Source organism: Pseudomonas sp. FG98 (assembly GCF_057808595.1).
This window is the reverse complement of sequence record NZ_JBMDIJ010000023.1, coordinates 1-12,396: the sequence shown is the minus strand read 5'-3', so window position 1 is coordinate 12,396 and position 12,396 is coordinate 1. Positions and strand designations below refer to the sequence as shown.

At 63.4% G+C, this 12,396-nt stretch carries 9 protein-coding genes; 5 read left to right on the top strand and 4 right to left on the bottom strand.

Annotated elements, in window-relative coordinates; genetic code table 11:
- Positions 1–6 precede the first annotated feature (6 nt).
- From ACODSK_RS15825 to ycaC, 3 genes are all read left to right on the top strand, one after another.
- Positions 7–204, top strand: coding sequence for a YbdD/YjiX family protein (locus ACODSK_RS15825; protein WP_489017397.1), 198 nt, complete (start codon positions 7–9; stop codon positions 202–204).
- Between the two features lie 81 nt (positions 205–285).
- Complete coding sequence (gene yjiA, locus ACODSK_RS15820) at positions 286–1,257, top strand: GTPase (RefSeq protein WP_489017396.1); 972 nt, start codon at positions 286–288, stop codon at positions 1,255–1,257.
- Positions 1,258–1,616: 359 nt separating this feature from the next.
- Complete coding sequence (gene ycaC / locus ACODSK_RS15815) at positions 1,617–2,243, top strand: isochorismate family cysteine hydrolase YcaC (protein WP_330078103.1); 627 nt, start codon at positions 1,617–1,619, stop codon at positions 2,241–2,243.
- Positions 2,244–2,424: 181 nt separating this feature from the next.
- Here the strand turns inward: ycaC and glyA are convergent, their stop codons facing one another.
- Both glyA and ACODSK_RS15805 read right to left on the bottom strand, forming a co-directional pair.
- Positions 2,425–3,678 (bottom strand): serine hydroxymethyltransferase, encoded by a 1,254-nt coding sequence (gene glyA / locus ACODSK_RS15810; RefSeq protein WP_330073921.1) that lies wholly within the window; start codon positions 3,676–3,678, stop codon positions 2,425–2,427.
- A 119-nt stretch (positions 3,679–3,797) separates the two neighbouring features.
- Positions 3,798–7,646 carry a bifunctional diguanylate cyclase/phosphodiesterase gene (locus tag ACODSK_RS15805; RefSeq protein ID WP_489017394.1) on the bottom strand — a complete coding sequence of 1,283 codons (3,849 nt, stop codon included), beginning with the start codon at positions 7,644–7,646 and terminating at the stop codon, positions 3,798–3,800.
- 332 nt (positions 7,647–7,978) lie between these two features.
- Between ACODSK_RS15805 and ettA the strand changes: the two genes are divergently transcribed.
- Positions 7,979–9,646, top strand: a complete 1,668-nt coding sequence (gene ettA / locus ACODSK_RS15800) for an energy-dependent translational throttle protein EttA (protein WP_489017392.1) — start codon at positions 7,979–7,981, stop codon at positions 9,644–9,646.
- Between the two features lie 258 nt (positions 9,647–9,904).
- Positions 9,905–11,242 (top strand): NADP-specific glutamate dehydrogenase, encoded by a 1,338-nt coding sequence (gene gdhA, locus ACODSK_RS15795; RefSeq protein ID WP_489017391.1) that lies wholly within the window; start codon positions 9,905–9,907, stop codon positions 11,240–11,242.
- Here the strand turns inward: gdhA and ACODSK_RS15790 are convergent.
- Together ACODSK_RS15790 and ACODSK_RS15785 are read right to left on the bottom strand one after the other, a co-directional pair.
- A complete protein-coding gene (locus tag ACODSK_RS15790) occupies positions 11,239–11,742 on the bottom strand; it encodes a GreA/GreB family elongation factor (RefSeq protein ID WP_489017390.1) in 504 nt (167 codons plus the stop codon). The two genes, gdhA and ACODSK_RS15790, sit on opposite strands and share 4 nt — an antisense overlap.
- Positions 11,743–11,812: 70 nt before the next feature.
- Complete coding sequence (locus ACODSK_RS15785; RefSeq protein ID WP_489017389.1) at positions 11,813–12,160, bottom strand: hypothetical protein; 348 nt, start codon at positions 12,158–12,160, stop codon at positions 11,813–11,815.
- Positions 12,161–12,396: the final 236 nt, after the last annotated feature.

The following is a 12,396-nucleotide window of genomic DNA, read 5'->3' as shown; positions in this document are numbered from 1 at the left end:
GCAGTGATGTTCAACGACCTGGGTCGACTGGGTAAGTACCTGGGGCAGGCAGCCCGCCTGATGGTCGGCATGCCCGACTACGACAACTACGTCGAGCACATGCAGAAGAAGCACCCGGACAAACCGGTAATGAGCTACGAGGAGTTCTTCCGCGAACGCCAGGAAGCCCGTTACGGTGGCAAGGGTGGGCCGAAGTGCTGTTGAGCCGAGGCCGGTAGCAACAAACCTGTGGGAGCCCGGGGCACCGGGCTCCCACAGTCATTTTCAGCGTCTGGAGAATTCCCCGTGCAGTCCCCCATTCCCGTGACCGTGCTCAGCGGTTTTCTCGGCGCCGGCAAGACCACCTTGCTGCGCCATATCCTCAAGGCCGAGCACGGCCTGAAAATCGCCGTCATCGAAAACGAATTCAGCGATGCCGGTATCGACACCCAACTGCTGGGCGACCAGCCCGTGCAGGTCATGACCCTGGCCAACGGCTGTGTCTGCTGCAGCATCCACACCGACCTGACCAAGGCCCTGTTCCTCCTGCTGGAGCGTCTCGACAGCGGCGAGATCGCTTTCGACCGCCTGGTGATCGAGTGCACCGGCCTGGCCGACCCGGCGCCGGTGGCGCAGACCTTCTTCATCGACGAAGAACTGCGCGAGCGCTACATCCTCGACGGCATCATCACCCTGGTCGATGCCGCTCATGCCGACCTGCACCTGACCCAGGCCATCGCCCAGGCCCAGGTCGGTTTCGCCGACCGCCTGCTGCTGAGCAAGACCGACCTGGTTGATACGGCGACGGTCGAAGCGCTGACCGCCCGGCTGGGCCGGATCAACCGCCGCGCGCCGGTGCGGGTGGTGGATCACGGCCAGATTGACCTGGCCGAACTGCTGGATGTACGCGGCTTCAATCTCAATGCCGATCTCGGTGGCGGGATGAGCTTGCGGCCGGTGCAAGCCACGACCACGCCGGACCGTATTTCCAGCCTGGTGCTGCGCACCGCCACGCCGCTGGACATCGATCGCCTCAGCGACTTCATGAACGAACTGCTGGAGGAACACGGCAAGCAACTGCTGCGCTACAAGGGCGTGCTCAACATCGCCGGCGAAGACCGCCGCCTGGTGTTCCAGGGCGTGCTCAAGCTGTATGGCTTCGACTGGGATACCGAATGGGCCGAAGGCGAGGATCGGGAAAGCGTGATGGTGTTCATCGCCGACCAGTTGCCGGAGGAGAAGATCCGGGCGGGGTTCGAGGCGTTGAGTCAGGTGTAAATTTCGCAGCCTTCTGCTGGCCCTGTGGGAAACGCTATGGTGCAGGCAAGCAGATTGTTGTTGTGACTGCTGGCCTCATCGTCGGCAAGCCGACTCCCACAGGGTTCTGGGCCGACCGCAGAATCTGTGCTCGACGCGGTCCCTGTGGGAGCTGGCTTGCCAGCGATAGCGCCCGACCTGACAACATTCATTGCCCAGGCTGGCCTAATAGCTGCTACAGGGCCCACAATCAGATTGTCTACTCTAGCGGGACAGTAATACCGTTTTCAGCCGATTTATCCCTTTTCGAGAACCCCCTAATCTGGCCACACCTAGCGGCAACCACCCAAACAAACTTCTCGAACAAAAGGATCTTCGCCATGACCAACGCCACCTACAACCGCCTGAACAAAGACGACGCCGTAGTCCTGCTGGTCGACCACCAGACCGGTCTGATCTCCCTGGTGCAAGACTTCTCGCCGAACGAGTTCAAGAACAACGTGCTGGCGCTGGCCGATCTGGCCAAGTTCTTCGACCTGCCAACCATCCTCACCACCAGCTTCGAGCAAGGTCCCAACGGCCCGCTGGTTCCCGAGCTGAAAGAGATGTTCCCGGACGCCCCCTACATCCCGCGTCCAGGCCAGATCAACGCCTGGGACAACGAAGACTTCGTCAAGGCGATCAAGGCCACCGGCCGCAAGCAGTTGATCATCGCCGGTGTGGTGACCGATGTGTGCGTAGCCTTCCCGACCCTGTCGGCGCTGGCGGAAGGCTTTGATGTGTTCGTGGTGACCGATGCGTCCGGTACCTTCAACGAGACTGTGCAGCAGGCGGCATGGAACCGCATGACCCAGGCCGGCGCGCAGATGATGAACTGGTTCTCGGTGGCCTGTGAGCTGCACCGCGACTGGCGCAACGATATCGAAGGGCTGGGCAACCTGCTGTCGCAGCGGATTCCCAACTATCGCAACCTGATGAACAGCTACTCGGCGTTCACTGCCAAGTAAGGGATGGTGTTGCTGATGGCCTCATCGCCGGCAACGCCGGCTCCCACAGGTTCTGCGGTGCACGCGATACCTGTGGGAGCTGGCGTTGCCAGCGATGAGGCCATCAGCCACACCCCAGATTCCAGGCACAAAAAAACCGATGCCAGTCACCCGGCATCGGTTTTTTCATTTCAGCCCTGAATCAGTTGCCGTAGACCGGCAGCTTCTTGCAGATGGCCTTGACCTTCTCGCGAACGGCGTCGATCACCGCTTCGTTGTTCAGGTCAGCCAGGATGTCGCAGATCCAGCCAGCCAGTTCCTTGCACTCTGCTTCCTTGAAGCCGCGAGTGGTCACGGCCGGAGTACCGAAGCGCAGGCCGGAGGTGACGAACGGGGAACGTGGGTCGTTAGGCACGGAGTTCTTGTTCACGGTGATGTAGGCGCGGCCCAGGGCGGCGTCGGCATCTTTACCGGAGATCTCCTGCTTGATCAGCGAGAGCAGGAACAGGTGGTTCTGGGTGCCGCCGGAAACCACGTCGAAACCGCGCTCGATGAACACGCTGGCCATGGCCTGGGCGTTTTTCACGACCTGCTGCTGGTAAGCCTTGAACTCAGGCTGCAGCGCTTCCTTGAAGCAGATGGCCTTGGCGGCGATCACGTGCTCCAGCGGGCCACCCTGGGCGCCAGGGAAGACGGCGGAGTTCAGCTTCTTCTCGATGTCGGCGTTGGCGCGAGCCAGGATCAGGCCACCACGTGGACCACGCAGGGTCTTGTGGGTGGTGGTGGTGACGACGTCGGCGAATGGAACCGGGTTCGGGTACACGCCAGCGGCAACCAGGCCGGCAACGTGGGCCATGTCGACGAACAGGTAGGCGCCAACCTTGTCGGCGATTTCGCGGAAGCGGGCGAAGTCCAGGACCTGCGAGTAGGCCGAGAAACCGGCAACGATCATCTTCGGCTTGTGCTCGACCGCCAGGCGCTCGACTTCGTCGTAGTCGATCAGGCCGTTGCCGTCGATACCGTACTGGATGGCGTTGTACAGCTTGCCCGACGAGCTCACGGCGGCGCCGTGGGTCAGGTGGCCACCGTGGGCCAGGCTCATGCCGAGGATGGTGTCGCCAGCCTGCAGCAGGGCCAGGTAGACCGCGGCGTTGGCTTGCGAACCGGCGTGCGGCTGGACGTTGGCGTAGTCGGCGCCGAACAGTTCCTTGGCGCGGTCGATGGCCAGTTGCTCGACGACGTCGACGTACTCGCAACCACCGTAGTAACGCTTGCCTGGGTAGCCTTCGGCGTACTTGTTGGTCAGAACCGAGCCCTGGGCCTCCATCACGGCTGGGCTGGTGTAGTTTTCCGAAGCGATCAGCTCGATGTGCTCTTCCTGGCGCTGAGCTTCCTGCTGCATGGCTTCGAAGAGCTCGGCGTCGTACTTGGCAATGGTCAAATCACGGCTGAACATGGCGGTCCTCAAGGATCGGGCTGAAATAGGCGGGCATTCTACCCCATAGACTTTTGTCTGGCATATGAAAGGGGATCATCTGGCGGACAAATGGGATTCAAGCAGCTTGAATCCGGCGGCTACTCGAGCATGAACAGGGTTTCGTTGCTGAATTGCGCCTCGAACTGGTTGGCCGGCATCGGGCGCCCGAACAGGTAACCCTGCACTTCGTCGCAGCCGTGCTCGCGGAGGAACTCCAGTTGCTCGTGGGTTTCCACGCCCTCGGCGATCACCGCCAGGTTGAGGCTGTGGGCCATGGCGATGATGGCCCGGGCGATCTGTGCGTCCTGTTCGCCTTCGGGCAGGCCGTCGACGAAGGTGCGGTCGATCTTCAGCACGTCGATGGGGAACTGCTTGAGGTAGTTGAGCGACGAGTAGCCGGTGCCGAAGTCGTCGACCGCGATGCTCAGGCCGAGGTTCTTCAGGCTGTCGAGGATCTGCATGGCCTCGTGGACTTCACGCATCAGGATGCTTTCGGTCAGTTCCAGCTCCAGGCACGCCGGTGGCAGGCCGGTGTCCTTGAGGATATTGGCGATGCGATTACCCAACTGGCCGTCGGAGAACTGTCGCGCCGAGATGTTCACCGAGACCTTCGGCACCCGCACCTTGGCCTGGTGCCAGGCCTTGAGCTGACGGGAGGCCTCCGCGATGACCCAGTCGCCGACATCCACCACCAGGCCCAGCTCCTCGATCACCGGGATGAACTCGCCCGGCGGCACCAGCCCGCGTTGCGGGTGACGCCAGCGCAGCAGCGCTTCGGCGCCGGTCAGGCGCTTGCCGTCGCCGCTGAACTGCGGTTGGTAATAAAGGATGAATTCGTTCTGCTCCAGGGCGTGGCGCAGGTCGCTTTCCAGTTCCAGGCGCTCCAGGGCGCTGGCGTTCATGTCGGCCTGGTAGAACTGGAAGTTGTTCTTGCCGCGTTCCTTGGCGTGATACATCGCCGTGTCGGCGTTCTTCATCAACTGGCTCAGCTCGCTGCCGTCCTGCGGGCTGAGGGCGATACCGATACTGGCGGTGACGAAGAACTCGCGATTTTCCAGGACGAACGGTCGCACCAGGCTGGAGAGGATCTGCTCGGCCACGTGGATGGCCCGGTTCAGCGCCATTTCCCGGGTCGCCCGCGGTTGCAGGAGCAGGGTGAACTCGTCGCCGCCCATGCGCGCCACGGTGTCGTCGTCATCGACGCAATCGAGCAGGCGCTCGGCCATGTCCTTGAGCATGCGGTCGCCGGCGGCATGGCCGAGGGAGTCGTTGATCGGTTTGAAGCGGTCGAGGTCGAGGAACATCAGCACCACCCACGACTTGTGCCGCTCGGCCTGTTGCAGCGCGGTGTGCAGGCGGTCCTGGAACAGCGTGCGGTTGGGCAGGTGGGTGAGGGCGTCGTAGTAGGCCAGGCGGTGGATGCGCTGTTCGCTGGCCTTGCGCTCGCTGATATCGGTGAAGAAGCACACGTAGCTGGCCAGGTCGCCTTCGTCGTCGAGCACCGCGGTGATGCCGACCCAGGCCGGGTAATGCTCGCCGTTGCGGCGCTTGAGCCAGACTTCGCCTTCCCAGCTGCCGCGCTGGTGCAGTTGCTTGAGCACGTAGCGCAGGTGCGAATCCTGCTGGCCGTCGACGGTGAGCATGCTCGGCACCTGGTCGAGCACGTCGCGCACGGCATAGCCGCTGACCCGGCTGAAGGCTTCGTTGGCCTGGACGATATAGCCGGCCGGGTCGGTGATCAGGATCGCCGAGGTGGAATGCTCGAATACCGTGGCCGCCATGCGCAGGTCTTTTTCCGCGCGGCGCTGCTGGCTGATGTCACGGCCGACGCCGAGGATGCCGCCGAACTGGTCGTGCTCGTCCCACACCAGCACCAGGCGCAATTCGATGGGGATCTTGCGGCCATCTGCGCGCAAACAGTCGAAAAGGAACAACTGGGTCGGCACCTGGGTGCGCAGTGCGGCTAGTTGCTCGGCATCGCCCAGGGCGCGGTTGACCCGTTCGACCAGGGTGTACAGCCCGGCCAGCTGCGCCGGGTTGGCGATGGTCGACTGCCAGCCGTTATTGAAGATCCAGTCGACGTCGTAGCCCAGCACCGCCCGCACCGAGGGGCTGACATAGTTCAGGTGTAGCTGGTCGTCGGTGGAGAAGATCACGTCGCTGATGCTCTCGGCCAGCATGCGATAGCGCTGCTCGCTGTCGCGCAGGGACTCGCTGGCTTCGAGCTGGTCGGTGACGTCCTTGGCCACGCCGATGATGCGCGTGACATTGCCGGCGGCGTCACGGGTCAGCACCTGTTCGCGGATGTCGTAGCGGCGCCAGCGCTGGTCGTGATGGCGGAAGCGCAACTGGCAGTGCAGTTGCTCGACATAGCCGCTTTCCCGTTGCTGGCGGCGCAGGCCGCGGTACAGCTCGGCGTCCTCCGGGTGCAGGAGGATTTCCCAGAAGAACTCGCCCATGCGTGCCAGCTCGTGGCGCTCGTAGCCCAGGGTCTGGCCGAGGTGGCGGTTGCTGAAGATCATCCGCAGGCTCTGCACGTCCTGCACGTAGAGCTGGTCCGGCACGGTACGCACCACGTCGGACCAGAAGCTCTCGCGTTCCAGCAGCGACAGTTCGACGCGTTTGCGGCTGGTGATATCGCTGATGCTGAGGATCACCGCCTGGTAGTCGCGGCGCTGCTCGGGGAAGCGCACCATCAGCCACAGGTGCTGTTCCAGGCCGTGCTCGGTGGGCAGGCGCACTTCCAGTTCCAGGCGCGCCTGGCGATCCAGCAGGGCGGCCACCAGTTGCACGCCGACACCGCCGTTTTCCAGGGCATTGCCGGCGATCAGATGGCGCCAGGCACCTTCGCTGCAATCGACGCCGAGCAGTTGCAGGGCGACCTGGTTGACTTCGGTGACCTTGAGCTCGCGCAGCAGCAGGTCGCGCAAGGCCGGGTCGGCCTCCAGGCGCTGCTCCAGTTCGAAGCGGCTGCGCAGGCGCAGGCGATCGAGAATCGGGTCGAGCCCGGACAGGTCCAGCACGCACAGGGCCACGCCGGTGCTTTCGAAGATGTCCTGATAACGCCGCCGGCCGGCCTGCAGCATCAGGTTGCGCCGGCGCATGTTGAACAGTGCCAGCAGCGGCAGCAGGGCGCAGAGCAGGCCGAGCATGGCCTTGCCGACCAGCGCCGGGAGCAGTTCGCGACGGCTGCGCTCGTCGTCGTGGAAACCGCGCAGTTGCCAGTCGCTGTTATCGATGAAGGCCAGCATCACGCTTTGCAGCGGGGCCTGTTCGGTATTGGCCGACGGCGCCGGGTGGCTTTCCAGATGCTCGCTGATGACCTCTGCGGTCTGGCCGTTTTCCAGTTTCCATTGCGGGTGGGCGGCGTGTTCGAGGCGCTCGGCGAGTTGCTGGTACCAGGCCGGTTCGAAGCGCAGCAGCCAGTAGCCGCGGTTGGTTTCGTCGCCCTGGCGCAGCAGCAGGTAGACGAAGGCATTGCCCTTGGCATTGCTGAAATGGTGGTCCTGGTCATGGTTCAGGCGCAGCAGTTCGCTCATTTCGGCCTGGTCGGGGGACGCGTCCAGGCTGTCGCGCAGAATGCGGCCATCGCTATCGAGCCAGGCGACGCTGTCGAGGGCGGGCAGGCGCTGGTGCAGGCGGCTGAACAGGGACGGCAGGCTGTCCGCGCTGGGCGGCGTGGCGCCAGGGGGCAGCAGGTTGCGTGTGCTTTCGGCCTCCAGGGCCAGGCTCAGGTTGAGCCGGTCGGCCAGTTCGGCGCTGGCATCGATGCTGTGCTGGCGGCGATCGGCCAGGGTATGGCGGTATTGATCGAAGGTCTGCCAGAACAGCAGGCCCAGCAACAAGAGGACCAGGATCGCCAGGGCACCCTTCAGCGAGCCGCGCAGGGACTGACCCGACGCAGCGGTGGCTTTGCGCGAGGAAGACGGCTGAGTGAGATCGGTCAAACGGTGTTCCTGCGGTATGGCTGGCTTGGTCGTCGCAGCGCGCACTATAAGCCGGACGCCCGAAGGGCGGCTAGCATGCCCTGAGTTGTGGCAAAGTGCCAGCCCTGTTCGTCACTGCGCCACCCTCCGTCGATCGCTTGCCCGCCGCTGTGACATCGCCTCTGGCGGCGAGCCCCTGCCCGGCGGCGTCCACTTCGGGTAACCTTGGCGGTTCCGATTTATCCGTAACCCGAGGCGCGATGCCGGCGCAGGCCGCCGCCCTCGAGACCCGGTTTTGTCCAGCCCTGTCCCGCTGACGGGGCTTTTCCAACGATTCGAGCGAGGTCCGCATTTTGGCTCAATACGTTTACACCATGCACCGGCTGAGCAAGGTTGTTCCGCCCAAGCGTGAAATTCTCAAGAACATCTCCCTGTCGTTCTTCCCGGGCGCCAAGATCGGCGTCCTCGGCCTGAACGGCTCGGGTAAATCCACCCTGCTGAAGATCATGGCTGGCGTCGACACCGAGTTCGACGGCGAAGCCCGCCCGATGCCGGAGCTGAACGTCGGCTACCTGCCCCAGGAGCCACAGCTGGATCCGTCCAAGACCGTGCGTGAAGTGGTCGAGGAAGCGGTCAGCGTGATCAAGGACGCCCAGGCCCGCCTGGACGAGGTCTATGCCGCCTACGCCGAGCCGGATGCCGACTTCGACAAGCTGGCCGCCGAGCAGGCCAAGCTGGAAGCCATCCTGCAGGCCAGCGATGGCCACAACCTCGAGCGCCAGCTGGAAGTTGCCGCCGATGCGCTGCGCCTGCCGGCCTGGGACGCCAGGGTCGAGCACCTGTCCGGTGGTGAAAAACGCCGTGTCGCCCTGTGCCGCCTGCTGCTGTCCGCCCCGGACATGCTGCTGCTCGACGAACCGACCAACCACCTGGACGCCGACTCCGTCGCCTGGCTGGAGCACTTCCTCCACGACTTCCCGGGCACCGTGGTAGCGATCACCCACGACCGTTACTTCCTCGACAACGTCGCCGGCTGGATTCTCGAACTCGACCGCGGCGCCGGCATTCCTTACGAGGGCAACTACTCGGGCTGGCTGGAAGCCAAGTCCGACCGTCTGGCCCAGGAATCCAAGCAGCAGTCGGCCCACGAGAAGGCCATGAAGGAAGAACTGGAGTGGGTGCGCAAAGGCGCCAAGGCCCGCCAGTCCAAGTCCAAGGCCCGTCTGGCCCGCTTCGAGGAAATGCAGTCGCAGGAATTCCAGAAGCGCAGCGAGACCAACGAGATCTACATCCCGGCCGGTCCGCGCCTGGGCGACAAGGTCATCGAATTCAAGAACGTGTCCAAGGGCTATGGCGATCGCGTGCTGATCGACAACCTGTCGTTCGTCATGCCAAAAGGCGCGATCGTCGGCGTTATCGGTGGTAACGGTGCGGGTAAGTCGACCCTGTTCCGCATGCTGATGGGCAAGGAACAACCGGACTCCGGCAGCATCGAAGTCGGCGAAACCGTGCAACTGGCCTGCGTCGACCAGAGTCGCGAGGACCTGGACGGCAACAAGACCGTGTTCCAACAGATCTCCGACGGTTCCGACCAGATCCGCATCGGCAACTACGAGATCCCGTCGCGCACCTACGTTGGTCGCTTCAACTTCAAGGGCGGCGACCAGCAGAAGTTCGTCAAGGACCTGTCCGGTGGTGAGCGTGGCCGTCTGCACCTGGCGCTGACCCTGAAAGAGGGCGCCAACGTCCTGCTGCTCGACGAACCGTCCAACGACCTGGACGTGGAAACCCTGCGTTCGCTGGAGGAAGCCCTGCTGGACTTCCCGGGCGCCGCCATCGTGATTTCCCACGATCGCTGGTTCCTGGACCGCGTCGCCACCCACATCCTGGCTTACGAGGATGACTCGCAGGCGGTGTTCTTCGAAGGCAACTACACCGAGTACGAAGCCGACCGCAAGAAACGCCTGGGTGAAGCTGCTGCCCAGCCGCACCGGGTACGGCACAAGAAGCTGGCCCAGTAAGGCCGGTTATTGATGCACAGGAATGGGGCCCTTGGTGGCCCCATTTTTGTGCCTGGAATTCAGCCTGGTGTTGGCTCCATCGCCGGCAACGCCGGCTCCCACAGGTCTGGGCTTGGCCTGAAGCTTTGTGTATACACTTATAGAAATGCACCAAAAAAATTCATAAAAACGACATTTCGCCCTATTCCAGTGCGATTGCTTCTTGGTAAAGTCCCGAAAAAACCAAAAAGTCCAACTCCCTCGGTGAGATGTCTACTCATGACTGAATCTGTCGATCACTTCCTCGCGCGCCTGAAACAGCGCGATCCTGCCCAACCCGAATTTCACCAGGCTGTCGAAGAAGTTCTGCGCAGCCTGTGGCCTTTCCTTGAAGCCAACCCGCACTACCTCGACGCCGGCATCCTCGAGCGCATGGTCGAGCCCGAGCGCGCGGTGCTGTTCCGTGTGTCGTGGGTCGATGACGCGGGCAAGGTCCAGGTCAACCGCGGCTATCGCATCCAGATGAGCAGCGCCATCGGCCCGTACAAGGGCGGCCTGCGTTTCCACCCGTCGGTGAACATCGGCGTGCTGAAGTTCCTGGCCTTCGAGCAGGTGTTCAAGAACTCCCTGACTTCCCTGCCCATGGGCGGCGGCAAGGGCGGCTCCGACTTCGATCCGAAGGGCAAGAGCGACGCTGAAGTGATGCGTTTCTGCCAGGCCTTCATGAGCGAGCTGTACCGCCACATCGGTGCCGACCTCGACGTGCCGGCCGGTGATATCGGCGTTGGCGCGCGGGAAATCGGCTTCATGTTCGGCCAGTACAAGCGCCTGGCCAACCAGTTCACATCGGTGCTGACCGGCAAGGGCATGAACTACGGCGGCAGCCTGATTCGTCCGGAAGCCACCGGCTACGGCTGCGTGTACTTCGCCGAGGAAATGCTCAAGCGTGAAGACAAGCGCATCGACGGCCGTCGCGTGGCCATCTCCGGCTCGGGCAACGTTGCCCAGTACGCCGCGCGCAAGGTCATGGACCTGGGCGGCAAGGTGATCTCGCTGTCCGACTCCGAAGGTACCTTGTTCGCTGAAGCCGGCCTGACCGACGAGCAGTGGAACGCGCTGATGGAGCTGAAGAACGTCAAGCGCGGTCGCCTGAGCGAGCTGGCGACCCAGTTCGGCCTGGAGTTCCGTGCCGGCCAGCGCCCATGGAGCCTGCCGTGCGATATCGCCCTGCCATGCGCGACCCAGAACGAGCTGGACCTGGCCGACGCCCGTGCCCTGCTGGCCAACGGCTGCATCTGCGTAGCCGAAGGCGCCAACATGCCGACCACCCTGGAAGCGGTCGACCTGTTCATCGAAGCGGGCATCCTCTTCGCTCCGGGCAAGGCCTCCAACGCCGGTGGCGTGGCAGTCAGCGGCCTGGAAATGTCGCAGAACGCCATGCGCCTGCTGTGGACCGCCGGTGAAGTGGACAGCAAGCTGCACAACATCATGCAGTCGATCCACCATGCCTGCGTGCACTACGGTGAGGAAAACGGCCGCATCAACTACGTCAAGGGCGCCAACATCGCCGGCTTCGTGAAAGTCGCCGATGCCATGCTGGCCCAGGGCGTGGTTTAAGTTTCGGGCTCAGGCTCGATGGTGACGATCTCGATCATCTGATCTCCCGCCGGTCGTCGCCACACTACCTCGTCACCGGGTGCCGCTCCCAGCAGCGCCCGGCCCAACGGGGAACCCCAGTTGACCAGGCCGGCAGCGATGTCGGCCTGGTCTTCCCCTACCAGTTGCACCCGGTGCTCGTTGTCCTGCGTGTCGACGTAGGTGACCCGGCTGCCGATCTGCACCTTTTCCCTTGAAGTTGCCGCAGGGACTACCTGGGCGCTCTGCTGCCTCGCGCTGAAGTAGCGCAGGTCGCGTTCGGTATCGGCCAGGCGTTGCTTGTCGCCCCGTTCGCCCTGGGCGAGCAGCTCGCTGCGCAGGCGATTGAGTTCGCCGACCCGTCGCTGAAGCTCGGCGAGTCCGCGGGCGGTGACGTAGTTGGGTTGATCGCTGATGCTGCGCTCGACCGGCTGGCTGGCCTGGTTGGCGGCCTGGTCTTCGTTGACGAATGCTCGGCTCATGAAGGTCTCCTTTGCCAGAAGACCATGCTGACAGCGTCGCGGTTGCAATGGATGTCCGATTGCGACCTGTTCAGCGTCGATACGCCCTGGCGGCGTCGCGGTCCTTTTCCTGTTGCCACTGTTCTTCCCGTTCGTCCCAGTGACGGTTGTAGTAGTTCTGCTGGTCCTGACTCTGGCGCATCGCCTGGCACTGGCGGAAGCCGTCGTCCCAACCGGTTTCGTATTGGCGCTCGTGCAGGTAGCGCGGTACGTCCTTGCGGAATTCTCCCGCCATCACCCCGGCCGCCTGGCGGCCACTACCGCAACCGTCGCGGAAGCCATCGGCGTAGGCCGGTGGATAACCCTGTTCGAGCAACTGCTGGTGGGTCGACTGGCAACCGGCCAGCAGCAACACTGCAAAAATCCAATACCGCCGCATCGCAACACTCTCCGCATGATGGGGAAAGTCTAGGAGGGGGATTGTCAGTGTGCTGTCAAAAGGGCGTGAAACTCTCGCTGTCTGGAAGGGCCTCATCGCTGCGGTGCGGCGGTCCGACAAGCCAGCTCCCACAGGATGAGAGTCGCCGCAGAAATTGTGGGAGCTGGCTTGCCAGCGATGAGCATAGGTATCTACACAACTTCAGATCAGCCATGAAGCCACAGGCCGCCGAGTAC